Genomic DNA, 24,903 nt, shown 5'->3' on the forward strand with positions numbered 1-24,903 from the left:
GGGGCCGCGGAGGGCCGCTCGACCGGCGTGCCGCACTCCCCGGGTGCTGCCAGACTGGGAGGAGAACGGACACATGCACACCTACGACCAGGAAGAGGCAACGGTGGCGTATCCGGGCGGTGGAGCTACATACGGGCAGACCTCCCTGGTCACCGGGGACGCGGTCGTGCTCGACCTGCGCCCCGCGGGCTTCGCGACGCGGCTGGCCGCGCTCTTCGTCGACATCAGCGTCCAGCTCACCGCGATCATCGGGCTGAACATCCTCGCCGTGCGGATCGGCGCGGGGGTCGACTCCGCCGCGACCGCCGCCGTGCAGCTCGCCCTGACCGTGCTCGTCCTGGTCGGCTACCCGACCGCCTTCGAGACCTTCACCCGGGGCCGCTCGCTCGGCAAGATGGCCGTGGGGCTGCGGGTGGTCGGTGTCGACGGCTCACCCGTGCGCTTCCGCCAGGCGCTGGCCCGGGCGCTGACGGCCGCCGTCGAGATCTGGACGTTCTTCGGCATCGTGGCCCTGGTCGTCTCGCTGACCAACCGCGACGGCCGTCGCGTCGGCGACTTCCTCGCCGGGACGATGGTGGTCTCGGAGCGCACCCGCCGCAAGCGGGACGAGACCATCGAGATGCCGCCGCGGATGGCCGCGTGGGCGGCCAGCGCCCAGCTGTCCGGCCTCAGCTCGGAGACGGCCGCCATGGCCCGCCAGTACGTGCTGCGCTACGACGAGCTGACGGAGCAGGCGCGCTACGAGATGGGCGTGCGGATCGCCGACATGGTGGCGGCGTCGGTCGGCCCGCCCCCGCCGCCCGGGACCTCGCCGCCGGAGTACCTGGCGGCCGTCCTCGCCGAGCGCCGCCGCCGTGAGGAGGAGCGGATGGCCGCCCGGCAGGCGGGTCCGCCGACGGTCTGATCGCCTGCCCCCGCCACGGATGCCTCCGCGCACGAGCCGGCCGCGCCGGGGCGTCAGACGTGCCAGGAGTGCAGGTACTCCTCCTGATCCGGGGTGAGGTGGTCGATGCCCACGCCCAGTGCCGCCAGTTCGAGGCGGGCGACCTCGGTGTCGATGTCGGCGGGCACCTCCAGCACGCCGGGGGTGAGCGTGTCGCGGTGGCGCGCCAGCCAGACGACGGTGAGGGCCTGGACCGAGAAGGACAGGTCCATCACCGCGGCAGGGTGGCCTTCGGCCGCTCCGAGGTTGACCAGACGGCCCTCGGCGAGCAGCACGACGCGGCGGCCGTCGGCCAGCACGTACTCGTCGGTCTGCGGGCGCACCTCGTGCCGGACCTCGACCGCGAGCGCCTCCAGCGCGTGCAGGTCGATCTCCACATCGAAGTGCCCGGAGTTGGCCAGGACCGCGCCGTCCTTGAGCGAGGCGATGTGCTCGGCGCGGATCACGTCGCGGTTGCCGGTGACCGTCACCAGCACGTCGCCGATCGGCGCGGCCTCGTCCATCGGCAGCACGGTGTAGCCCTGCATCACCGCGTCGAGCGCCTTGACCGGGTCGACTTCGGTGACGATGACCCGGGCGCCCATGCCGCGGGCGCGCTCGGCCAGCCCGCGCCCGCAGTAGCCGAAGCCCGCAACGACCACGGTGCGGCCGGCGAGCATGGCGTTGGTGGCGCGCATGATGCCGTCGATGGTGGACTGCCCGGTGCCGTAGCGGTTGTCGAACATCCGCTTCGTGGCGGTGTCGTTGACGGCCACCATCGGCAGGGTGAGGACGCCTTCGGCCTGCATCTGGCGCAGCCGGATGACCCCGGTCGTGGTCTGCTCACAGCCGCCGAAGGCCTCGGCGAGCAGCTCCGGCCGCTCCAGGGACGCGATGTTGACGAGGTCGCAGCCGTCGTCCAGCAGCATGTGCGGGCGGTGTTCGAGGACCGCCAGGAGATTGCGGTCGTAGCTCTCGGCGTCCATCCCGGCGCGGGCGTGCACCGTGATGCCGTACTCGGCGACCAGCGCGGCGGCGGTGTCGTCCTGGGTGGACAGCGGGTTGGAGGCGGCCAGCGCGATCTCGGCCCCGCCGGCGCGCAGGGCGCGCAGCAGGTTGGCGGTCTCCGCGGTCACGTGCATGCACGCGGCGATGCGCACGCCGTCCAGGGGTCGCTCGGCGGCGAAGCGGTCGTGCACCCGGCGCAGCGCGGGCATGGCGCGGGCCGCCCATTCCACGCGGCGGACCCCGGCCTGGGCCAGGCCGAGGTCCGCGACGTCATGCTCGGGAGTTGCCATGGTCTATGGCGTGATCGCCAGTATCAGTAGCGGTAGTGGTCGGGCTTGTACGGCCCGGCGACGTCGACACCGATGTAGGCGGCCTGCTCCTTGGTCAGTTCGGTGAGCTTGACCCCGAGGGCGTCCAGGTGCAGCCGCGCGACCTTCTCGTCGAGGATCTTGGGCAGCGTGTAGACGTCGGTCGGGTACTCGTCGGTCTTCGCGAACAGCTCGATCTGCGCGATGACCTGGTTGGTGAAGCTGTTGGACATCACGAAGCTGGGGTGACCGGTGGCGTTGCCCAGGTTGAGCAGGCGCCCCTCGGACAGCACGAGGACCGTGTGGCCGTCGGCGAAGCGCCACTCGTGGACCTGCGGCTTGATCTCGGTCTTCTTGATGCCCGGGATCTTCTCCAGCCCGGCCATGTCGATCTCGTTGTCGAAGTGGCCGACGTTGCCGACGATGGCCTGGTGCTTCATCCGCGACATGTGGTCGGCGGTGATGATGTCGAAGTTGCCGGTGGTGGTGATGACGATGTCGGCGATGTCGACGACGTCGTCGAGGGTCGTCACCTGGTAGCCGTCCATGGCGGCCTGCAGGGCGTTGATCGGGTCGATCTCGGTGACGATGACGCGGGCGCCCTGGCCGCGCAGCGCGTCGGCGGAACCCTTGCCGACGTCGCCGTAGCCGCAGATGACCGCGACCTTGCCGCCGATGAGGACGTCGGTGGCGCGCATGATGCCGTCGGGCAGCGAGTGGCGGATGCCGTACTTGTTGTCGAACTTGCTCTTGGTGACCGAGTCGTTGACGTTGATGGCCGGGAAGAGCAGCTTGCCGTCGCGATGCATCTCGTACAGGCGGTGCACGCCGGTGGTGGTCTCCTCCGTCACGCCCTTGATGCGGGACGCGATGTTGGTCCACTTCTTCGGGTCGGCCGCGAGGCTCTTCTGAAGGAGGGTGAGGAAGACCTTGAACTCGTCGCTGTCGGCGGTGGCGGGGTCGGGAACCGCTCCGGCCGCCTCGAACTCGGCACCCTTGTGCACGAGCATGGTGGCGTCGCCGCCGTCGTCGAGGATCATGTTGGGGCCGTCACCACCGGGCCAGGTAAGCGCCTGCTCGGTGCACTGCCAGTACTCCTCCAGGGTCTCGCCCTTCCAGGCGAAGACCGGCACGCCCTTGGGGTCGTCCGGGGTGCCGTCGGGGCCGACGACGACCGCGGCGGCGGCGTGGTCCTGGGTGGAGAAGATGTTGCAGCTCACCCAGCGCACCTCGGCGCCCAGCGCGACAAGGGTCTCGATGAGGACGGCGGTCTGCACGGTCATGTGCAGCGAGCCCATGATCTTGGCGCCCGCGAGCGGCTTCGAGGCGCCGAACTCGGCGCGGGTGGCCATCAGGCCGGGCATCTCGTGCTCGGCGAGACGGATCTCCTTGCGACCGAACTCGGCCAGTGACAGGTCGGCGACTTTGAAGTCGAATGACATGCGTGTCCTCACTCCAGACGGGTGGATGCGACCCGAGTCTAGAGGTGCTGGTGTGGTCGATACACGACCCTTGTCGCGATATTGACATTTCATTGTCAGAAATGACCCCGAGAGGGGAAGCGTCCGGTTAGAGTCACGTCCATGGCCGACGTCGATAACCCCCGAGCCGCCGCTCGTTCCAGTGCCGCCCGCCCTTCGGAGGGAGCGGGCGCGGCCGCGCCCGGCACCGGTGGTGAGTCCGGTCACGAGCGCATCCCGATCTCCGCGGCGGCCGAACGCCTGGACACGACCGCCCGCATGCTGCGCTACCGGGAGAGCCTGGGCCTACTGCCCGTGACCAAGGAGCAGCCCACCGGCCGCGGACACCGCCACCGCCGGTTCTCCGAGGCCGACCTGCGGACCGTGGCCGTCGGCCTGGAACTGGAACGGGCCTACGGCATCACCCCGGCGGCCCTGGCCTTCGCCCTGCGCATGCTCGCCGAACCCACCACCCTCGCGCGCGTCCGCTCGTTCGGCGAACGCCTCGGCCGCGTGACCCCGCCGCCGGTTCGGGCCATGGACTTCGAGAAGCAGAAGGCCCTGCGCCTGCTGCAGCAGCGCAAGGAGAAGGAAAGGGGAAGGGAGCGCGGCCAGGGCGCACGCTCCGATCAGGACCGTGGGCGGCCCGAGGGTCCGTGATACCGGCCGAGGACAGGGGGTGAGCGCCCGGCGCCGGGCCGCGTCCACCCCCGCGCCTCCGTCACCGCCGACTCAGTCGCGCCACGCCCCGCGGGCGGCCGCTTCGGCGGCGTAGACCTCGAAGTCCTTGGCCGGACGTCCTGTCACGCGTTCCACGACGCCGTTGGGCTCCACGTTGCCGAGATCCCGCAGCGCGGTGAACGCCGCGATCTCGGCCTCCGTCACATCGCGGTCAGCGCCCCGGGCGGCCTGAGCGGCGCGGTAGTCCTCGGCCAACCCCAGGAACCGCACCTTCCGACCGGATTCCCGCCCGATGATCTCCACGGCCTCGGCGAACGACAGCACCCGCGGCCCCATCACCTCGTAGCTCCGCCCGGCGTGCCCCTCCCCCGTCAGCGCCGCGGCCGCGACAGCGGCGATGTCATCGGCGTCGACGAAACCCTGCCGGACGTCCCCCACCGGCATGACCACCTGCCCCGCCATGATCTCGGGGCGGAAGAAGCCCTCGTCGAAGTTCTGGTTGAACCAGTCCGGCCGGACGATGGTCCACTCGACACCGGAGCCCCGCACCATCCGCTCGGCGGCCATCAGTCGGTCATCACCCATGGCCTCGATGTTCCGGCTGGACAGCAGCACGATGCGCCGCACTCCCCGGTCCACCGCACGAGCGACGAGCTCCGGGGCGATCGGCAACTCGTGCGGCGCCATGAGGTACATCCCCCACGCCCCGTCCACCGCCGTATCCCAGGTGCTGGCATCGTTCCAGTCGAACCGCACCTCACCCCGCCGCGAGGCCGCCCGCACGGGGTGCCCCGCCTCCCGCAGCAGTCCCGTCACCCGGCGTCCGGTCGAACCGGTCGCACCCAGCACCACAATCGGTCGATCTGTCATGCGGGCAGTCAAGCACCGGTCACCTGACAGGTCCTGTCAGGAATTCTCGGCCTCGTTCGGCGCCAGGCTCGCCCGCATCGTGCGCCGGACGTGAATGATCTCCGACACGAGATAACCGCCGGGGATAGCGAGGAACATAACGATCTCGGGGTCCATCCCGGTCTGGATGAACATCACGGCCCCCATCACCGTGAACATAGCCAGAGACAGATAGAGCGAGATCTCCATACGGCGCCCCTCCGGCATTTGTCTACCTCCGTCACAGTCGACTACCGGCAAAGGAACGAACGTACACCCCCGGGGCGACTACGGCCCCTATCGCTCCGCTCCCGCGGCGGCTTTCAGATCCGCTTCGAGAGCGGGCGCCAGCGTCCGCATGTAGGTGCTCGTGATGTGGTTGCCGTCCCAGTAGACGAGGACGTTGCCGATGACCGAGGGGCAGCGGTTCCCCGTGCAGAGGTGGTCGGTGAGGTCGAGGAAGGTGACGTTGTCGGGGACGGCGGGGACGTCGTCCAGCGGAGAGCGCTCCGCCAGGGAGTGGGAGCGTTCGCCCACGCAGTCGCCCGGGGACTTCTCGGCGACGCAGGTGGCGGAGTCGAAGCCGAGGCGGGGGGTGTCGCGGACGGCGAAGACGTCGATGTCGAGCTCGGCCAGCTCCCGCCACTTCTCCACGTAGCCGTCGACCACCATCTCCTCGCCGTAGCCCGCCCTGGTGTCGAGGCTGGTCGTCGTCGCCGTGGTGAAGACGGCGTCAGGGCGCAGGTCGGCCAGTTCGGCCATCACGCCCTCGTTCCACTCCGCGCAGGAGGTGTAGGGCTCGCCCTTGTAGCGCTGCGGGGCGTCGGTGAACAGGCAGGCGCCCTTGACGATGTTGACGACGCGCCAGCCGTTGTCCCGCGCGATCCGGTGCAGCGCGGGGAACCAGTGGGCGGCGTGGGAGCCGCCGACCAGGGCGATGGTGCGGTCGGCGTCGTCGGGGCCGTAGGAGCAGGTGAGGACCTTGGCGGGGCCGGTCTCCTGGTTGCAGCCGTCCTCGTAGGTGACGGGCACGTCGACGGCGGCCTGGGCCGGTGGCGGGTACACCGGGAGGTCGCGCGGTGCCGTGCCGGCGCCGCCGTCGGCGAGCGCGGCGGCGCCCGGGTAGTTGGCCCCGTCGGCGACGAAGGCTTCCAGGCGGCGCTGCTCGGCGTCGAGGTGGGCCGACCAGCCTCCGGCCGCGGTCAGGACGGGCAGTAGGCAGGCCAGGCCGACGGCCGGGACGACCAGGCGCTTCGGACGGCCGCGGGAGACCTGTTCGACGCGGTCTTCCACCAGCCACTTGGTGCCGGCGGCCAGCACCAGGGACAGGCCCAGGATGTAGGCCCCGCCGAGCAGGCTGGGTGCGGTCCGCTCGGTGACGGCGAGGTAGCAGATCAGCACCGGCCAGTGCCACAGGTACAGCGGGTAGGAGATGTCGCCGATCGTGTGCAGCGGCTTCCAGGTCAGCAGGCGGTCGGCGGCGAACCGGCCGCCCGTGTCCCCCGCCACGATGATCAGCACCGCCGCGGCGGTCGGCCACAGCGCCACGTACCCCGGAAAGGCCGTGGCCGGGATCAGCATCCCGCAGGACACGAGCGCGGCCAGTCCCACCCAGCCGCACACGATCCGCACCCTGCGCTCCAGGCGGATGGAGGACACGCCCAGCGCGAGCAGACCGCCCAGTGCCAGCTCCCACAGCCGCGCGCCGGTGTCGAAGTAGGCCCACTGCTGGTTCGCCGCCGTGGACAGCACGGAGTAGCCGAACGACCCGGCGAACACCGCCGCCACCACGACGAACACGGCTCGGCGCACGGCCCACCCGCACCGCGCGGCGATGACGGCCGCCACCCCCACCACGACCGGCCACAGCAGGTAGAACTGCCCCTGGATGGACAGCGACCAGAAGTGCTGCACCGGGCTGGCCGCGCTGTTCTGCGCCAGGTAGTCGACGGACTCGGTGGCCAGCCACCAGTTCTCGTAGTACAGGGCCGCAGCGACGACCTGGTGGATCGTGTCCCGCCAGCGGTCGTCGGGCAGGAACAGGTAGGCGGCGGCGAGCACGCCCACCAGGACCACGGACGCCGCCGGGAAGAGCCGCTTGACCAGCCGGGACCAGAACGCCGCGACGTCCACCCGCCCCTGCCGCTCCACCATGCGGACCAGGGAGCCGGTGATCAGGAATCCGGTGAGCAGCAGGAAGACGTCGACTCCGCCGGAGACGCGGCCGAACCAGATGTGGTAAGCGGCCACGAGCAGGACGGCGACCGCACGCAGCCCCTGGATCTCGGGCCGGTAGCCGCCAGCGGCGGCGGAGCGGGGAGCCGCCCCTGCCCCGGCGGCGGGGCGGTCGGTGCCGGGCGCGGCGGGTTTGGGCTGCGTGAACGACGCGAACTGCACGAAGGACGACCACCTCGGAGGGGACGGGCACCCCCGATCTCGTCAACGCGCGTCACCACCGCCGCGCGGGGCGGACGGGCCAAGCGCGTGCCCGCGATCCGGCGGTGGCCCTCGGGGGGTTATGCCGGGACAGTCTGCACAGTCGGCGTTACAGGCGGGGATACCGCGGCTGAACCGCGGATGGCCCGCGTTTGGCCGACGCCACGGACCGGCGTCGGCCGCACCCGCGCGTCACGGCCTTGCAGCGACCTGCGGCTCCGTCCTGCCCCTTGCCCAGCGTCCCTCGCTGCCACGCGTGACGGACGCTCACGCCTCTCAACGAAACCGTCGGGCCGCTCGCCACGATCCCCGGCAGGTGGGCACGGGACGCGCGGGGCCACCGGTGCAGCTGTCGGGTCCTGCCCTGTTCCGAATCGTCAAAACTCCGAACGTCTTCAACCGATACCGCCGAGTCAGGTTTTCGGCGCCGCTTCGCGGGCTACTGTCACAAACGTGAACCCGCATCATGGGCGACCCTTCGCCTTGGACCGCTTCCCGGGCCCCGTGCGCCGACGCCTGGCCGATCTCGACCGGCTCCGTGATGTCTGCGCTGATCACTACAGACACACGCCCGGCGAACGTGCGTACGAGATTCTACGCAGGGGCCTTCGGCGCCATCTGCGGGAACTGCGGGTTCTCGCCGGTCGGGAGGACGCCGGGCCGGACCGGCTCCGGGCCGATGAGGACATCCTGTTGGAGATGGCCGCCGAATGCCGCTCCGGAGAGTGCCTCACCCCCGCGTACCTCGCCGATCTGACCCGCAGGGCGCCCGATTTCGGGATGCCTCCCGATCTGCCCGAGGACGCGGGCAAGGTTCTGGCCGAGGCCGCGACGGTGGAGACCCACCCGCTCATCCGCGCCGCACACCTCTTCCTCACCTGCGAGGGCGAACTGTGGCCGGACCGCCCCACACCACCGCCGCAGCACCCGCTGCCCTGGGTGCTCGCGTCGTTGTCCCTGCTGCGCTCGAACCAGCCGCCCCTGCCGATGGACCGCCGCCTCGCGGGACAGCTGGCGGCGGCCCGCTCCCGCCCGGACCCCCACGAACGGCTAATCGCGCTGATCCCGATCTTCGCCGACCTGATGACGGCGGCGCTGCGCGCCGAGATCTGCCGGACACCCGCGGCCACGCCGCCGTCCCACGGCCCCGCACCGCTCGCCGGTGCGCTGCACCGCAGGATCCAGGAGCACCTGCGCAGGCGCGGCGACTCACTGGCCCTGGTGCTTCGGGAGCTCGATCCCACCACCCGCGCCACGCACAACGCGGGGGACGTCAGCGAAGGGGCCCTGGCCAAGCGGTGCGACGACGCCGCCACCCGCGCGCTCTTCGAGCGGGGACCGGACTGCTGGTGGTCGTCCGTGGAGATCGCGGTGGCGGACGCGGTGCTGCGGCTGCTCGTCGTCGTGCAGCAGGTGGGCACCCCGGCCAACGGTGTGCTCGCGGTGACCGCCGATGGCGTGCTGGCCTGCCCCGAGGGCCCGGTCGACGTCCTCGACCTCGCCTGCACCGACTGCGTCACGCTCATCCCCACCGACTGCGCGGACGAGCGCTGGCCCGCCGTGGAGTCGTTCGTGGACGACGTGGCCTCCCGGGCGATCGACCGGCTGACGCAGGCGGTGTGCTGAGGGCCCTACGCCCCCACCGCCGCTCGTGGCTACATGGCCGAGAGCAAGACCAGAAGCAGGACGAGGATGATGATCGCGATCAGTACGGCGGGGACCATCCACCCCTGAGCGAAGATCGGGTCCTCCTGCGCGGCCTGGCGCGCGGGCTGCTTCTGCGGCGGCATAGCGGGGCGCGGCGCCTGCGTGTGGGGCGGCATCCCATGCGCGGCGCCGTACATCGTGTTCGGTCCGGAGCCCTGCGGCGGGTACTGGCCGCCCATGCCCGGATGCCCACCGGTCATCCCGGGATGACCGGTGTGTGGAGCCTGCGGCCCCTGCGGGCCCCTCTGGTTCTGTACCGGTGCGAAGCCGCCCTGCTGAGGACCGGTCATCGGGCGGGCGCCCATGGCACCGCCCTGCTGGCCGTGGGACGGGAACGGCGTCTGCGGGCCGCTCGGCCCCACCTGGCCGTACGGCGCCTGCGGCCCGCTCGGCGGCGCACCGGCCTCGGCGATGCGCTCGCCCTCCTTGACGACCTCGTCGGTGGAGGAGTCCGCGGCGGACTCGTCGTGCCCGAGCAGCCGCATCAGCAGCGCCTGCGCGCTGGGGCGGCGGTTGGGGTCCTTGTCCAGGCACTGCTGCACGATGGGGAGCAGTGACGCGGGCAGCCCGTCGAGGTTGGGCGGGGCACTGACCACGCGGTGCACGACCGCGGGAACGCTGTCCTGCCCGAAGGGGGCGTTGCCGGTGGAGGCGAACGCCATGACGCATCCCCAGGCGAAGATGTCCACCCGGTCGGTGATGTTCTTGCCCTCGATCTGTTCCGGCGCCATGTAGGACGGCGTCCCGACGATCGAGTTGGTCATGGTGGCGGTGCCGTCGACGACGCGGGCGATACCGAAGTCGATCACCCGCGGGCCGTCCGGCCCCAGCAGCACGTTGCCGGGCTTGAAGTCCCGGTGCACGATCCCCGCCTGGTGGATGGCGACCAGCGCGGTCGCCGTCGACACGGCGAGGCGCTGCAGCTGCGCCCCCTTGTGCGGGCCCTTGGCCGCCACCGACTCCTGCAGCGACGGCCCGGGAACGTACTCGCTGACGACGTAGGGGGGATCCGCGTCGAGCCGGGCGTCATGGATCGCGGACGTGCAGAAGGACGCCACCTTCTGCGCGGCCCGGACCTCCTTCTCGAAGCGCCTGCGGAGGTCCTCGTCCTGCGACCACTGGTCGTTGAGGACCTTGATCGCGAACTCCTCGCCCTCGTCATCACGACCGAGATAGACGACGCCCTGGCCGCCCTTCCCCAGGCGTCCGACCACGCTGTAGTCGCCGAAGGCGCTGGGATCGCTCGGCATGAGCGACTCGGGACCGGGCATCGATCTCCTCCTACAGAGGTCGTGTCTTGGCGCAGGCGCACGACCAGGGTATGGGTTGTCGGGGGACGCCATACGCCACATGTGGCTCCACAGTGGCGTAATCGGTTAGAGCGATCAAACCCGCCGAGCGTTCCATATCCGTCGACATAGCCGCCTGACTCCCGGCGATTTCACCCGGAGCGACAATGCCGCGACGCACAGCCCGCCCCACCTGGACCAGAACTGGCCGGATGTGGACGCGGCGGAGCATCGCGGCACGGACCCGCTCGGCCGGCGGAGTCAGCGGATCTCGCGGGCCTCGTCGACGAGCAGCACCGGAATACCGTCGCGGATCGGGTAGGCCAGGCCGCTCTCGTCGCAGATCAGTTCGCCCGCCTCGGCGTCGAGGCGCAGCGGGGCCTTGCTCTTGGGGCAGGCCAGGATCTCCAGCAGCCAGTCGTCGATCTTCGCGCTCATGCTCATCTTCTCGTCTCGTGGTCGTGGGCGGCCCGCGAGGGGCACGCGGGCGGCGGAGTCAGGCCCGGATGATGGCCAGGACGTCGTCGCGAAGCTTGGCCATGGTCTCGGTGTCGGGCGCCTCCACGTTGAGCCGCAGCAGCGGCTCGGTGTTGGAGGCACGCAGGTTGAACCAGCTCCCATCGGCGAGCGCCACGGTCAGCCCATCGAGGTCGTCGATCCGGGCATCGGCGCGGCCGGTGTAGGCGGCCTCGACGGCGGCCATGCGCCCGCTCGCGTCGGCGACCTCGGAGTTGATCTCACCCGAAGCCGCGTAGCGCGAGTACTCGGCGGTGATCTCCGACAGTTTACCGGTGCTGGAGCCGAGGAACCGCAGGACGTGCATCGCGGCCAGCATGCCGGTGTCGGCCCGCCAGAAGTCCCGGAAGTAGTAGTGCGCCGAGTGCTCGCCGCCGAAGATCGCCCCGGTCTGGGCCATCGTCTCCTTGATGAAGGAGTGGCCGACGCGGGTGCGCACCGGCTCGCCGCCGTTCTCGCGGACGATCTCCGGAACGGCGTGCGAGGTGATCAGGTTGTGGATGATGGTCGCGCCGGGCTCCTTGGCCAGCTCGCGGACCGCGACCATGGCGGTGATGGCCGACGGCGGCACCGGCTCGCCGCGCTCGTCGACGACGAAGCAGCGGTCGGCGTCGCCGTCGAAGGCCACACCGATGTCGGCGCCGGTGGCGCGCACCTTGTCCTGCAGGTCGACGATGTTGTCCGGGTCGAGGGGGTTGGCCGGGTGGTTCGGGAAGGTGCCGTCGAGCTCGAAGAACAGCGGCACGATCTCCAGGGGGAGCGGGTCCAGCACCGTGTCGCCGAGCACGGCCGGAACGGTGTGGCCGCCCATGCCGTTCCCGGCGTCGACGACGACCTTCAGCGGTCGGACGTCGGTGAGGTCCACGAGCGAGCGCAGGTGCGCGGCGTACGCGGCGAGCATGTCCCGCTCGGTGATGGAGCCCGTCGGGCCGTCGTGCGGGGGCACGCCCTTCTCGGCGAGCGTGCGGATCTCGTCCAGCCCGGTCTCCGAGCTGATCGGCGCCGCCTCGGCCTTGCACATCTTGATGCCGTTGTACTGGGCCGGGTTGTGGCTGGCGGTGAACATCGCGCCCGGGAGACCGAGGTGCCCGGAGGCGAAGTAGAGCAGGTCGGTCGAGCCCAGCCCGGCGAAGACGACGTCGAGGCCCTGGCCGGTGACGCCTTCGGCGAAGGCGGTCGCGAGCTCGGGAGAGGAGGGGCGCATGTCGTACGCGACCACCACGGCGTCGCCTCCGACGACGCGCGCGAACGCCGCGCCGATGGCGCGCGAGATGTCGGCGTCGAGCGTGTCCGGGACCACGCCCCGGACGTCGTATGCCTTGAAGATCTGACCGAGGTCGCCCACAGCTGCTCCGGATCTCACTCGACGGACAGGACGGCACGCGCACAGGGTGCGATCGCGCACGCCTCCCAACGTACAAGACGGGGGGTGAGCTCCAGCGAACGGCCGGTGGCGTTCAGGCGTCGCGTTGAGGACGGCCCGTGTGCTGGTCAGACGGGTGTTGGGGGTGCTGTGGCTCGGACTTGACCACCCGCAGATGGCCGCGGCGGTGGGTCTCCACGCCCTGGCCGACGGGGTCGTGTGCGGCCGGCGGACGCGCCGCCTCGCGGACGGCGTTGGCCAGGGCCTCGAGGTCGTCGCTGCCGGGGCCGCCCGCGGTGTTGTCGGCGGGAAGCCGCACGACCTCCCAGCCGCGCGGCGCGGTCAGGCGCTCGGCGTGCATGGCGCACAGGTCATAGCAGTGGGGCTCGACGTAGGCGGCGAGCGGACCGAGGACCGCCGTGGAGTCGGCGTAGACATAAGTGAGCGTGAAGACTGCTGGCTGCCTGCACGCGGTACGCGAGCAGCGTCGAACAACGCTCACGGGGATAGACTCTAGGCCTTTCTCCTGCAACGCGCCAGCATTGCCCGCCGTGTCCGTTCCGAGCACCGGCACCCCTGACCATGTGCTTGTCCCTGATGCCCGTTCCCACGACGGTTCCCGACCCGCGTGTGTGCGGGCCTCGCGCGCGCCGTGGGCCCCGTCCCCGCGCTTCGGGGCGGGGCTGCGCGACGGCCGCGGATGGCATAGTCTCAAAGCGTGCGACGAGTGCACCTGTACAGGCCTCAAGCCGACCGCGTACGGCGCCGAGACCGCCGCGGACGCGGCATACGCGGACCCCTGGCGCCGCCTGAGCTCCCTATTGCCCGCAGCAGGGCTCAGATCTTCGACGACCTCGTGCTCGACGCCGTCGAACGCCTGGAGCGCGTCTGGGCCCGCGAACTGGCCAACGTGGAATTCCTGGTCGAGGATGTGCCGCAGGTCCCCGCCGGGGTGACCGCGGAGGACGGCATCCCCTTCTCCCGTCTGGAGTCCACCCAGTCGGGCCAGGCGCGGATCATCATCTACCGCAGGCCGGTGGAGATCCGCACCAAGGAGCCGGAGGAGATGGCACTCCTGGTCTACGACACCGTCGTCGAGGAAGTCGCCAACCTCCTGGGCCTGGAGCCGGAGATCGTCGACCCAGAGGCGTGACCGCTCCTCCGCACCCCATGCCTTCGTTGATCTCGGGAAAGTGCGCCAAATTCCTGCGGCTTTTTGGCGCACTTTCCCGAGATCAACGAAGGACTCGCCGGGTAGGGGCGGCTTTATGGGACGACGCTCGTCAGCGTGTCCTGGACCGGCGGGAGCAGGACTTCGGCCGGGGACGGAAGCACCGGGAGGGCCGTGGTGGCCCGCTTCTTGCCGGAGCCCTGGGTGAGGACGCGTCCCGCATGGACGGGGCCGGAGTCTTCGGAGACCTCGACCACCAGCGCGTGGGCGCCCTTGGGGGTGTCCAGGTCGGCGGTCACGGTGTGTCCGGCCTCGACGTCGACCTTCTGCCGCTCGCCGCGCTCTCCGTCGGCGGTGACCGGGGTGACCACGACCGTGCCGGGCTTCTCCGGGGCGCCCAGGAGAAGGCGGGTCGTGGTGCCTTTGAGGGCGGCGGGAAGGACGGCGCGGCCGTGGATCCTGCCCTCCAGCGGGAGGGCGGCCGCGGCGTAGGCGGTGTCGTCACCGCCTGAGCGCTCCATCGCGAGGCCCGCGACCACGGGGGCGTCGGCCTCGACGACGATCGTGGCTTCCTGCTTGCCCAGCGCGTCCCCCATGCTCAGCGGCGTCGACGCCCCGGGCGGGATGCTCAGCTCGGTGAAGCCCTCGTGGTCCAGCTCGCCTTTCGGGGTGAAAGCGCGCACGTCCGCGGTGACCGGCTCCTCCCCCGGTGCGGCGAGGATGAGTCGGCGCTCGCCGCCGCCCTCGGGGACGCCCGGGATCACCAGGCGTTGGGCCGGGGCCCTCGTCGGTGGGACCCAGTCCGACCCGGACGCCGTGTTCTCGGCGAACAGCGCCGCCGCGACGCGTCCGACGTTGGTCCGGACGTGCACGACGGCCGTGTCGGTGGCCTCGATGAGGTCGGTCAGGTCGATCGTGGCCTCGCCGTGGGCGTCGACCGAGACCCCGCGGGTCTCCTCCCCCACGATCGGGCCCTCCGGGGCGTAGACGTCGACGTTGACCGTGGCCGCGGCGTCGTCGACGTTGGCCACGTGGACCCGCAGGGACTTCAGGTCGTTCTCGCCGGGCGCGGCGAACCACGTGCTGACCCCTGGTTCGGCGCAGCGCACCTGGGTGGCGTAGGGGTCGTCCTCGCCGATCGTCGTCTGGACGACCTCCGCCCCGGCCGCGAGCGCTCCGTCGGCCCGCACGACCGTGGGCCGCTCGGCGTCGCTCACGTCCTGGGTCCAGGGCCGCCCGGCATCCCCCGTCTCGCCCAGGGGCGGAGCTCCCTCGATGTCGGGCCCCGCCGTCAGGGAGCCGCCGGTCGCCTCGCCTATCGGCGTGAACGCCGACACCTCGCTCTCGCGGTCCTTGCCCTGCGGTGTCGGACACACGCGCAGCGCCGATTCCACGGGCACCACTTCGGGCTCGGGGTCGGCGCCACTGGTATCCGCGCCCATGGAGCGGGTCGCGAACGCCACGCCGAACAGCGCGGCCAGCGCGATCGCGACCAGGCCCAACAGGGCGAACCGGTTCTCGACGATCAGCCTCACCGGGCCTCCCCCTTCTGCTCCCTCGTGCGAACGCCGCGCCCGCGGCGACCCCGCCGCCCGCCGCTCGTGCTCCCGCGGCCGCTACCGTGTCCACTTCCGTGTCCGCCGCTCGCGGCGCGGGACCTGGAGCGGAGTCGGGCCGGGCGGCGCGGGCGCGGCGTGGGCTGGGCGGCCTGCGCGCGGATGTCCTCCTCGGTACGCGCGCCGGGCAGCGCCAGAACCACGACCACGGCCAGCAGCGCGCCCTGGGCCAGCAGCCAGCTCAGGCGCACAGTGTCGTCGCGGGTGATCTCCACCGTGCCGCCCGATGCGGGCAGGTCGAAGGCCTGCATGCCGTTGTCCCACTCCACGGGGGTGAGATCGGTGCCGTCGAGGGTGGCGCTCCACCGGCCGTCCGCGGGTTCGGCCAGCACCAGCGTGCGGTCGCCCTCCCCCGCCGGGACATCGGCCGACACCGGTTCGTCGTCCCCGGTCTTCAGCACGACCGGGTCGCCCTCACCGACGACCCGCAGCCGCCCGGCGGGCCGCTCCACCCGCCAGAGGCCGAAGTCGTCGGTCAGCTGCAGCCGGGCGAGCCCCGGGGTGCCGTCCATCGTGTCGACCACGGTCACGTCGTCCTGGCTGCCGACCTCCGGTCGCGGCACCGCCACGTACCCGATGCCGAGACCGGCCAGGGTGTCGGCCTCGTCGCCGCCCCGGCCGGCGGACAGTTCGGCCACGGTCCGGTCCAGGACGGCGCCGGGGCCGCTGTCGGCGGGGATCTGCTCCTCGCCGATCCGGGGTTCCCGGCCGCGCAGCACGCTGTAGCGGATCGGGCCGTCTCCGGTCGGGGCGACGATGAGCGTGCGCGGCTGCGTGCCGTCGTCGCTCAGCGCGCTCACCACGGCGGGGATCATCGGCGGGACGTCGGAGTCGAGCCCCTTGACGCCGTCGACCATCCACACGCCGGCCGCGGACAGCGGCGTGGTCAGCGCGAGCGCGGCGACGGAGAGCGCGAAGAGGCGGCTGCGCCCGCCCGCCTTCCACATCGCGTCGAAGGACTGCGCCGCGGTCGCGGCCGACAGCAGCATCGCGGTCGCGGCGAAGGCCAGCGCGACACCGGGCCAGGCGGGGGCGGCCGGGCCGCCGTAGGGGGCGGCCACGACGATCCGGCTCATGAGGATCGCGACGAGGATGCCGACCAGGGCCATGCTCCAGCCGACCGCGACCAGCATCCGGCTGCGGAGCAGCAGCAGGGCGCACAGCGCGGCCGCGATGAACCCGCCGGTGACCCAGATGGGCGGGTTGCCGGGGCCGCCGGGCGAGAGCATGAGCAGCGCTTCGGGGGTCGCGGGCGGCGCGGAGAGTTCGGGCCGGTGCAGCCCGGCCTCCAGCAGCCACATCGACGGTGTGGTGAGCAGCTCCAGGGACCAGGGCAGGAGCAGCACCATCGGGGTGGCCAGCGCGATCCCGACACTGACGTAGAGGCGCCGCCCGAGGTGTCCGAACGCCGCGAGGACAACGGCGCCCGTGACCAGCGAGAGGAGCCAGACCAGCGGGACGAACGCGGTGGCCGCGGCGAGGAACAGGCCCAGCCCCCACGCGGCGCGCCGGGAGCGGCGCCCGGGCAGGGTGAGCACCTGGATGAGCAGGATGCCGAGCACCGGAAGGAGGGCGTGGACCAGCGCGGTGCCCAGACGCCCCTGCGCGACGGCGCCGGTGGCCATGGGCAGCAGGGCGTAGGACCCAGCCATCCACAGCTGCGCGGGGCGGAAGCGCAGCACCCGCCGGGCCAGCTGGTAGGCGGTGAACCCCGCGAGCGGGACGCAGCCCAGCAGGACGATGGTGACGGCCGTGTGAGGGTTCCCCAGGGTCAGGGTGGAGACGAGGGCGAGCAGCCCGACGTAGGGCGGGGCGGGTGCGCCGGAGCCGACGCCCACGTCGTGCATGCTCGCGAGGTAGAGCGCCCACAGGTCACTGGCCCCGCCCGCCACCGGGGCGAGCGCGCCTCCGGCGAGGTGGTCGCCGAAGAGCAGGGAGCGCTCGGCAACGACGGTGACCGCGGTGAGGGCCGTGATGAGCAGGACGCCCGGGTGGGTGATGAGGCGCCGCAGCACGCTCTGGTCGTCGCGCAGCGGATCGTCGTCGTCCTCGATGCGCGACGGCGGCGGGGCGACGACCGCCTGGTGCCGTCCGGCGGTGTCCAGCGCCGGGGAGCCGGTCATGATGTTGACGGCCATCTCGGTGAGCCGCCGCATCGCCACCCCGCGGGCGAGGAACGGGGCGATCGCGCTGTAGGTGCGGCGGCGGTTGCGCCGCCGCCGGAAGCGGGCGCGGATGAGGCGGCCGGGCATCAGGTAGACGGCGGCGATCGCCGCGGCCTCGTCGAAGGCGTTGGCGGGTTGCTTGGCGATGACGTACATCAGCACGCGCAGCAGCGAGCCGATGGTGTTGCGCAGCAGCGCGCCGACCATCCCGCCGAAGGGCAGGTTCGCCAGCAGCACGAACAGGGCGTTGCGGCGGTCGATACGGCGCGGGTGGCCACCGCTGGCGTTGATCGTGCGGCGGCGGCGCGCCGCTCCCTCGGCGTGGTAGGCGACGGCGTCGGTGACGATGAGGACGCGGTGCCCGGCGCCGCCGACGCGCCAGCAGAAGTCGATGTCGTCGCGGAACAGCGGCAGGCTCCGGTCGAACCCGTCGAGCTCCTCCCAGACGTCGCGGCGCACCAGCATTCCCGCGCTGGACACGGCGAGGACCTGGCGGATGCCGTCGTGCTGCCCGTGGTCGAACTCACGGGGTTCCAGCCCGGTCTCGCGGCGGCCGGCGCCGTCGATGGTCACGCCGACCTCGACGAGAAGCCTCCGGTCGAACCAGTCGCGGAGCTTGGGGCCGAGGACGACCGCGCGCGGGTTGTCGTTGGCGGCGAGCAGCAGGTGCTGCAGCGCGTCGGGGTCGGGCGTGCAGTCGTCGTGGATCACCCAGATCCACTCGGTGGCGTCCGGCGCCGCGCCCGGGAACTCGGCGCGGGCGCGAGGCAGCCGCAGGCCAGCGCGCACGGCGTCCCCGAAACCCGTGTCTCGGGGCAGGGTGGTGATCGCGTCGGCGGCGATGAACTCGGCGAGGATCCGGCCGCTGTCGTCGCGGCTGCCGGTGTCGACGCCGACGACGCGCTGCACCGGTCGGGACTGCTCGCGGACGGACTCCAGCGTCTCCGGCAACCAGCGGTCGCCGTCGTGAGTGACGATGACCGCGGTGACGATGTGGCGAGCGGGATCCAGGGGTGGCACGGCTGGGGTTCGCTCTCGGGTGTCGAGGTCGGGGGTTAGCAACGTGAGGGACGAAGGGACAAATCGACCCGTTATGGTCGGACCCTATCGGCAGATCACCATACGCCACCTGCGCACCGAACGGAGCGGACATGGCTGGCGCTCCGGCGCGACCGACGAGAGGGAGCCGGGCGCGCCGCGCCGCTGGTCACGATGGCCCCACTGACCACATCGGCCCCTCCAGAACCAGAGTTCCGGCTGACCGAGTGTGAGCGGGGGAAACCCGGCAATGAGAACGCGAAAAAAGCGTGTGCCCCGGGCAAAAGGCCCGGGGCACACGCTTGACGGCGGTCGGCCGGTTACAGTAGGTCAGCCAGGAAATCGAAATCCTGACCGGCGGCTTTCTTCAACCGGCGCCGTTCGCGTTCGGAGAGTCCCCCCCAGATGCCGAAGCGTTCATCGTGCTCCAGCGCGTATTCCAGGCACTCCGCCCGCACCTCGCAAGAGTGGCAGACCTTCTTCGCCTCCCGTGTCGAGCCGCCCTTCTCGGGGAAGAACGCCTCGGGATCGGTCTGCGCACACAAGGCGCGTTCCTGCCAGCCCAGATCATCATCTGCGCCGTGCGCCAGCGGGATGACCTCGCTCATGCGCACCTCCTATTGCCCCCCTAGATGTACCCCCCCATTCGACCCCGGAGGGTGGAATCACACCTTGAAATTACACGCGCGCGCCTCGCTATACGTCAAGCGCGTTGCGTGGTAATCCCTGAATATCATGTAACGAACGGCCAACGGCCGCACTCTGACGTCGGTTCAGCGGATTACCACGCAATTAGTCCGTGTTTCCCGGGTATCTCCCGGGGGGCGTGGAGTCAGCGCCGGTCGTCGTCCCGGTACCAGTTCTGCTGCCCGTCGGGGGACTCGGCACCGCTCTGTCCCAGCTGGTCGGAACCGTAGGGCTGGCCGTAGGCGGAACCAGAGCCGTACTGGGCGCCGTATCCCTGGTCGGCGGGGGCGGGGGCCGCCGCACCGGCGTCCTGCTGTTGCTGCTGCTCCGCCTGCTGGTACCAGCCGTACTGGTCACCCGGCTGCGCGACCTGACCGACGTCGGCCTGCGGCTGCGCCGCGTACTGTCCCGGGTCGTAGGCCGAACCGTAGGCGGCCTGCTGACCGCCGGTGGCGTAGGCCTGCTGGTTCGGGTCGGCGGCATAGCCCTGCTGGGCACCCGTGTCGTAGGCCTGCACCGGCTGGCCCCCACTCGCATACGCCTGCTGGCCGCCCGTTCCGTACGCCTGCTGCGCGCCGGTGCCATAGGCCTGGGGCTGCTGGGTGCCGTAGGCGTCGTAGCCGGTCTGCACCTGCTGGCCGTACGCCTGCTGCCCGCCGGTTCCGTAGGCCTGGGCCTGCTGCTCAGCGGACTGCCACTCCTGGCCGTAGGCCTGCTGGCCGCCGGTCTGCGTGTACCCGGCCTGGTAGGACTGCTGCGCGTAGCCGTCCTGCGCTCCGCCCTGCTGGTAGTAGGACGCGTCCTGCCCGCCGCTCGGGTTCTGCTGCCAGCTCTGCCCGTATCCGCTGGGATCGACGTAGCCCTGCTGGGCCTGCTGGGCCGGGTCGGCGGCGTAGGCCTGCTGCCCCTGGTCACCATAGGCGGCCTGACCGGCGTCGGCGTAGGCGTTCTGGTTCGGTGCCGCGTAGCCGTAGCCCTGCTGCTCCTGCTGCGCCGCCCAGTCCTGCTGCTGGTAGGCCTGCTGGGCATCGATGCCATACCCCTGCTGCGCGAAGGACGCCTGGCTGCCGGTCTGCGGGGCGAAGCCCTGCTGCACCCCGGCGTGCGGCCCGAAGGTCTGCTGCGGGCCGACCTGCTGCGGGGCGGAGCGCGGCACCAGGTTCTGGTCGTTGAAGACCTTGACCATGAACAGCCCGGCGATGGCCACGATGGCGAGCTGCCCGCCGACGGCGAAGAGGTTGCTGAACCCGACCGACATCGCCGACGTGTCGCTCGCCAGGACGAAGCCCATCACCAGCGTGACGAGCGCCATGAGCGCCGCGAAGCCGGTGAGGATGAGAGCGGTCAGCACGATCGGGAAGTTCACCGAGGTCCGGCGCGGCGCGGTGGCCACCAGCAGCACCGCCCCCAGCAGCAGGGCGATGATGACCGGGCCGAAGAAATAGACGTCTCCGGACGCGACGAACCTGCTGGACACCGCGTTCTCATAGTCGGAGGACGCGAAGACGTGGATGAGTCCGGCGATCACCTGCGCCACGACGGCTCCGAGCAGCGCCCAGGCCGCGGGCACCCGCAGGCGATTGATTGCTTCGTTGTTCAAGAGAGGTTCCCCTCTGCCGCTTCCCGGTCGCGTCGGGGGAAGCTTTGCTTATCGTCGGTTCGTCAAGGGATCCAGCCGGGACACGCGAAAGTGGGGTGTCCGCCCTGGAGCGTCCCTCGCGCAGTACCCGGTACTCGGACGTGGGGGAGATCACGCGGATTCCGGTCGGAGCGAACGGACCGGCGATCGAGCCGAATCCGCACGGTACACCCGCGCACGTCCGCTCTCTGGTGGGCCCCGCCACCTGCCCCGCCGCCGCGCCGGCGGTCATCGCGCAACTGCGCCACCTGCCCCCGCGGACACGCGGGCCACACGGCACACACACGACCACAGCCTGCCAGACTTGGAGTCATGCGGATAGTCGTGCTGGCTGGCGGTATCGGAGGCGCGCGGTTCCTGCGCGGACTCAAGGCGGCGCTCGGGATCGGGGCGGACACCACAGAGAACGATTCGACCATAACGGTCATTGGAAATACGGGTGACGACATCACCCTCTTTGGGCTACGGGTCTGTCCGGATCTGGACACCGTGATGTACACGCTCGGCGGCGGCGCCAACGAGTCCCAGGGCTGGGGACGCGCCGACGAGACCTTCGTCGTCAAGGAGGAACTGGCCGCCTACGGCATGCAGCCGACCTGGTTCGGCCTAGGTGACCGGGACTTCGCCACGCACATCGTGCGCGCGCAGATGATGGCGGCCGGATACCCCCTGTCCGCGATCACCGCGGCCCTGTGCGACCGGTGGAAGCCGGGCGTGCGGCTGCTGCCCATGACCGACGACCGCGTCGAGACCCACGTGCTCGTCGAGGACGAGCACGGCCGCCGCGCCATCCACTTCCAGGAGTGGTGGGTGCGGCACCGGGCCGCGCTGCCCGCCGAGCAGATCATCGGGGCCGGAGCCGCCGACGCCACGCCCGGGCCGGACGTGCTGGAGGCCATCGAGGAGGCCGACGTCGTGCTGCTGCCGCCGTCGAACCCCGTGGTCAGCATCGGCACCATCCTCAACGTCCCGGGGATCCGTGAGGCCGTGGAGAAGAAGACGGTCGTCGGGGTCTCCCCCATCGTCGGGGGGGCGCCCGTGCGGGGCCACGCCGACGCCTGCCTGACCGCGATCGGGGTGGAGACCAGCGCCCAGGCGGTGGCCTCGCACTACGGTCCGGAGCTGCTGGACGGGTGGCTGGTCGACGAGGCCGACGACGGGGCACGCGTGGAGGGCGTCGAGGTCCGCTCCCGCCCGCTGTACATGAGCGACCCGGAGGCCACCCAGGCACTGGCCCAGGCCGCGCTGGACCTCGCCGTCGAGCTCAAGGAACGTCAGGCCGGCGGAGTCGCCGGCGCCGGGAAGAAGGAGGCCCGCTCGTGACGGCGGAGATGCGCGTCCACGGGATCACCGGACTCCCGGAGGTCCGCCCCGGCGACGACCTGGCCGAACTCATCGCGGGCACCGCCGACCTGCGCGACGGCGACATCCTGGCCGTGACGTCCAAGATCGTCAGCAAGGCCGAGGGACGCGTGTACCGGATGGACCGCGAGGAGGCGATCGACGCCGAGACGGTCCGGGTAGTGGCGCGCAAGGGCCCGACCCGCATCGTGGAAACGCGGAGCGGCCTGGTCATGGCCGCGGCCGGGGTGGACGCCTCCAACGTCGAACCTGGCCATGTACTGCTGCTGCCCGAGGATGCCGACGCGTCGGCCCGCAAGCTGCGCTCCGCGCTGCGGGACCGGCTCGGCGTGCGGGTCGCGGTCGTCATCACCGACACCTTCGGTCGCCCGTGGCGCAGCGGGCAGACCGACGTCGCGATCGGCGCGGCCGGTATCGAGCCCCTCGACGACCTGCGCGGATCCGCCGACACCCACGGCAACGTGCTGGACGCGACGGTCAACGCGGCCGCCGACGAGATCGCCTCCGCCGCCGAGCTGGTCAAGGGCAAGTTCGGCGGGGTGCCGGTGGCGGTGGTGCGCGGCCTGGAGCACCGGGTGACCGACGAGGACGGCGCCGGTGCCGCCGCACTGATCCGCCCCGCCGACGAGGACCTGTTCCGGTACGGCTCGCGCGATGTGGTGCCGGCCCGCCGGACGATCCGCGAGTTCACCGCCGAGCCGGTCGACCCGGCGGCGGTGCGCCGCGCGGTGGCCTCGGCGATCACCGCACCGGCCCCGCACCACACCACCCCGTGGCGGTTCGTGCTGGTGGAGTCGGCCGTGACCAAGGCCCGGCTGCTGGACGAGATGCGGGACGCGTGGGTCGCGGACCTGCGCGGCGACGGATTCACCGAGGAGTCCATCACCAAGCGGCTGCGCCGCGGCGACGTTCTGCGCAACGCGCCCTACCTGGTGGTCCCCTGCCTCGCGGCCGATGGCGCCCACCCCTACCCGGACGAGCGCAGAGCGGACGCCGAGCGCTCCATGTTCCTGGTGGCGATGGGCGCGGGCGTCCAGAACCTGCTCGTCGGCCTGGCGATGGAGGGTCTGGGGTCGGCCTGGATCTCCTCGACGATGTTCTGCCCGGACGTGGTCCGCCGGCTGCTGGAGCTGCCGGAGGAGTGGCAGCCGATGGGCGCGGTGGCCGTCGGCCACGCCGCCGCACCGCCCAAGGACCGTCCCCCGCGCGACCCGGACGCCTTCATCGAGGTGCGCTGATCCACCCAGGCGGGTGGAGGGCTGCGGTTAGGGGTCAAGTTCGAGGACCTGGGAGGAACCCAGCGATCGAGGGCCGCGTATTCGGCAGTTTTCGGGCCGGACGGGTGACGGATCGATAGTTCAAGATTTTACTGCAAACTTTCTTTACGATTCCATTGACGCCGCCGCTGTCCGCGGCTTACGTTGCTCCCAATCCAAGATCCGGCCGGATCACGACACAGCGCTCCGCCGCCCCGGCGGCTCCGGCCTCGCGCGGCCACCGGCTGTGTCCTGCCGTCCCGCTCTACGGATCATTCGGATGCTGAGGAGCACATCCCCCATGCACGCTCCATCCAGACGCGCACCCCTGCTGCGCTCGATCTCCGCCGCCGCGCTTCTCGTGGCCGGTCTGTTCACCGCCTCGACCCCGGCCGCCGCCGCTCCCGCTGCCGAAGCGGAGCCCGCCGCGGCGACGGGCGCCTCCGCCCCTGGCGGGTGGCTCACCGGGTACTGGCACAACTTCGACAACGGCTCGACGACGCTGCGGGTCGGTGAGGTCCCCTCCGACTACAACCTCATCGCGATCGCCTTCGCCGACAACCTGCCGGGCACCCCGGGCGGTATCACCTTCAACCTCGCCAGCGCCGAGCTCGGCGGCTACACGGAACAGGAGTTCAAGGCCGACATCGCCGCGGCCCAGAGCGAGGGGCGCAAGGTCGTCATCTCGGTCGGCGGCGAGAAGGGCCACGTGAGCGTCACCAACCCGACCGAGGCCGCCAACTTCGCGGACACCACCTACGACCTGATGCGCGAGTACGGGTTCGACGGCGTCGACATCGACCTCGAACACGGGATGAACGCCCAGTACATGGAGCAGGCGCTGCGCTCCCTGCGGAGCCAGGCGGGCAGTGACCTGATGATCACCATGGCGCCGCAGACGATCGACTTCCAGGCGCCCAGCTACGCCTATTACCAGCTCGCGGAGAACGCGGGCGACATCATCACGCTGGTCAACATGCAGTACTACAACTCCGGCTCGATGATGGGGTGTGACCAGGGGGTCTACGCGCAGGGCACGGTGGACTTCCTGACCGCCCTGGCCTGCATCCAGCTGGAGATGGGGCTGCGCCCCGACCAGGTGGGCCTCGGGCTGCCCGCCGTCCCCAGCGCCGCGGGCGGCGGCTACCAGCCGCCCGCCAACATCATCCGGGCGCTGGACTGCCTGGAGGCGCGCACCAACTGCGGGGCGTTCACCCCATCCGAGGCCTACGGGAAGCTCGGCGGCGTGATGACCTGGTCGATCAACTGGGACGCCACCAACGGCTACCGGTTCGCCGAGACCATCCGCCCGCGCCTCGACGGAGAGGCCCCGGCACCGTCTCCCCCTCCTTCGCGAGGGTGCCACTGACTTCGGCAGTTGGGTGAATCGC

The 24,903-nt window shown here is 71.4% G+C and carries 20 protein-coding genes; 7 read left to right on the top strand and 13 right to left on the bottom strand.

All coding sequences use genetic code 11. The features are described from left to right. Positions 1 to 73: 73 nt before the first annotated feature. Positions 74 to 904, top strand: coding sequence for an RDD family protein (locus CDO52_RS24175; RefSeq protein ID WP_017618752.1), 831 nt, complete (start codon positions 74 to 76; stop codon positions 902 to 904). A 53-nt stretch (positions 905 to 957) separates the two neighbouring features. On the opposite strand, the gene ahcY (CDO52_RS24180) is transcribed toward CDO52_RS24175, so the two are convergent. Then, a complete protein-coding gene (ahcY, locus tag CDO52_RS24180; RefSeq protein WP_017618753.1) occupies positions 958 to 2,220 on the bottom strand; it encodes an adenosylhomocysteinase in 1,263 nt (420 codons plus the stop codon). 23 nt (positions 2,221 to 2,243) lie between these two features. After that, positions 2,244 to 3,680, bottom strand: coding sequence for an adenosylhomocysteinase (gene ahcY / locus CDO52_RS24185; protein WP_017618754.1), 1,437 nt, complete (start codon positions 3,678 to 3,680; stop codon positions 2,244 to 2,246). A gap of 141 nt (positions 3,681 to 3,821) precedes the next feature. On the opposite strand from ahcY (CDO52_RS24185), the gene CDO52_RS24190 reads away from it, so the two are divergent. Further along, positions 3,822 to 4,358, top strand: a complete 537-nt coding sequence (locus tag CDO52_RS24190; RefSeq protein WP_017618755.1) for a MerR family transcriptional regulator — start codon at positions 3,822 to 3,824, stop codon at positions 4,356 to 4,358. Positions 4,359 to 4,430: 72 nt separating this feature from the next. Here CDO52_RS24190 and CDO52_RS24195 read toward each other — a convergent pair whose 3' ends face one another. The 3 genes from CDO52_RS24195 to CDO52_RS24205 form a co-directional block, all read right to left on the bottom strand. Beyond that, on the bottom strand, positions 4,431 to 5,249 hold the full coding sequence (locus CDO52_RS24195; protein ID WP_033300202.1) for an NmrA family NAD(P)-binding protein: 819 nt from the start codon (positions 5,247 to 5,249) through the stop codon (positions 4,431 to 4,433). Positions 5,250 to 5,285: 36 nt separating this feature from the next. Beyond that, on the bottom strand, positions 5,286 to 5,477 hold the full coding sequence (locus tag CDO52_RS24200) for a hypothetical protein (RefSeq protein ID WP_152471623.1): 192 nt from the start codon (positions 5,475 to 5,477) through the stop codon (positions 5,286 to 5,288). 87 nt (positions 5,478 to 5,564) lie between these two features. Beyond that, entirely contained in the window at positions 5,565 to 7,664 is a 2,100-nt protein-coding gene (locus tag CDO52_RS24205; RefSeq protein WP_232524315.1) for an acyltransferase family protein, read from the bottom strand. Between the two features lie 492 nt (positions 7,665 to 8,156). Here CDO52_RS24205 and CDO52_RS24210 point away from each other — a divergent pair, with 492 nt between their 5' ends. Then, positions 8,157 to 9,329: a hypothetical protein gene (locus CDO52_RS24210; protein ID WP_026125810.1), complete on the top strand. Its 1,173-nt coding sequence runs from the start codon at positions 8,157 to 8,159 to the stop codon at positions 9,327 to 9,329. Between the two features lie 29 nt (positions 9,330 to 9,358). On the opposite strand, the gene CDO52_RS24215 is transcribed toward CDO52_RS24210, so the two are convergent. From CDO52_RS24215 to CDO52_RS24230, 4 genes are all read right to left on the bottom strand, one after another. Then, complete coding sequence (locus tag CDO52_RS24215) at positions 9,359 to 10,681, bottom strand: serine/threonine-protein kinase (protein WP_017618760.1); 1,323 nt, start codon at positions 10,679 to 10,681, stop codon at positions 9,359 to 9,361. 279 nt (positions 10,682 to 10,960) lie between these two features. Next, positions 10,961 to 11,137: a Trm112 family protein gene (locus tag CDO52_RS24220; RefSeq protein WP_083919870.1), complete on the bottom strand. Its 177-nt coding sequence runs from the start codon at positions 11,135 to 11,137 to the stop codon at positions 10,961 to 10,963. Positions 11,138 to 11,195: 58 nt separating this feature from the next. Beyond that, a complete protein-coding gene (locus CDO52_RS24225) occupies positions 11,196 to 12,560 on the bottom strand; it encodes a phosphomannomutase/phosphoglucomutase (protein ID WP_094932730.1) in 1,365 nt (454 codons plus the stop codon). A 112-nt stretch (positions 12,561 to 12,672) separates the two neighbouring features. Then, positions 12,673 to 13,080, bottom strand: coding sequence for a DUF3499 domain-containing protein (locus CDO52_RS24230; protein WP_017618763.1), 408 nt, complete (start codon positions 13,078 to 13,080; stop codon positions 12,673 to 12,675). Positions 13,081 to 13,305: 225 nt separating this feature from the next. On the opposite strand from CDO52_RS24230, the gene CDO52_RS24235 reads away from it, so the two are divergent. Continuing rightward, entirely contained in the window at positions 13,306 to 13,731 is a 426-nt protein-coding gene (locus CDO52_RS24235) for a metallopeptidase family protein (RefSeq protein WP_026125811.1), read from the top strand. Positions 13,732 to 13,844: 113 nt separating this feature from the next. Here CDO52_RS24235 and CDO52_RS24240 read toward each other — a convergent pair whose 3' ends face one another. The 4 genes from CDO52_RS24240 to CDO52_RS24255 all read right to left on the bottom strand — a co-directional run bounded on the left by CDO52_RS24240 (position 13,845) and on the right by CDO52_RS24255 (position 20,855). After that, positions 13,845 to 15,284: a DUF5719 family protein gene (locus tag CDO52_RS24240; protein ID WP_017618765.1), complete on the bottom strand. Its 1,440-nt coding sequence runs from the start codon at positions 15,282 to 15,284 to the stop codon at positions 13,845 to 13,847. After that, a complete protein-coding gene (locus CDO52_RS24245; RefSeq protein WP_094932731.1) occupies positions 15,281 to 18,550 on the bottom strand; it encodes a glycosyltransferase family 2 protein in 3,270 nt (1,089 codons plus the stop codon). The genes CDO52_RS24240 and CDO52_RS24245 overlap by 4 nt, the downstream gene beginning before the upstream one ends. A 338-nt stretch (positions 18,551 to 18,888) precedes the next feature. Further along, positions 18,889 to 19,176: a WhiB family transcriptional regulator gene (locus CDO52_RS24250; RefSeq protein WP_017618767.1), complete on the bottom strand. Its 288-nt coding sequence runs from the start codon at positions 19,174 to 19,176 to the stop codon at positions 18,889 to 18,891. 224 nt (positions 19,177 to 19,400) lie between these two features. Next, the gene (locus CDO52_RS24255; protein WP_094932732.1) at positions 19,401 to 20,855 is read right to left on the bottom strand and encodes a mediator complex subunit 15 domain-containing protein; all 1,455 of its coding nucleotides are present in this window, start codon (positions 20,853 to 20,855) and stop codon (positions 19,401 to 19,403) included. A 351-nt stretch (positions 20,856 to 21,206) separates the two neighbouring features. Here CDO52_RS24255 and cofD point away from each other — a divergent pair, with 351 nt between their 5' ends. The 3 genes from cofD (at position 21,207) to CDO52_RS24270 (ending at position 24,881) form a co-directional block, all read left to right on the top strand. Next, positions 21,207 to 22,217 (top strand): 2-phospho-L-lactate transferase, encoded by a 1,011-nt coding sequence (gene cofD, locus CDO52_RS24260; RefSeq protein ID WP_051060745.1) that lies wholly within the window; start codon positions 21,207 to 21,209, stop codon positions 22,215 to 22,217. An 8-nt stretch (positions 22,218 to 22,225) separates the two neighbouring features. Next, positions 22,226 to 23,494 (top strand): coenzyme F420-0:L-glutamate ligase, encoded by a 1,269-nt coding sequence (locus CDO52_RS24265; protein WP_094932879.1) that lies wholly within the window; start codon positions 22,226 to 22,228, stop codon positions 23,492 to 23,494. A 319-nt stretch (positions 23,495 to 23,813) separates the two neighbouring features. Next, positions 23,814 to 24,881 (top strand): chitinase, encoded by a 1,068-nt coding sequence (locus CDO52_RS24270; protein ID WP_017618771.1) that lies wholly within the window; start codon positions 23,814 to 23,816, stop codon positions 24,879 to 24,881. The last annotated feature ends 22 nt before the right edge of the window (positions 24,882 to 24,903 follow it).

Source organism: Nocardiopsis gilva YIM 90087 (genome assembly GCF_002263495.1).
Taxonomy (GTDB): Bacteria; Actinomycetota; Actinomycetes; order Streptosporangiales; family Streptosporangiaceae; genus Nocardiopsis_C; species Nocardiopsis_C gilva.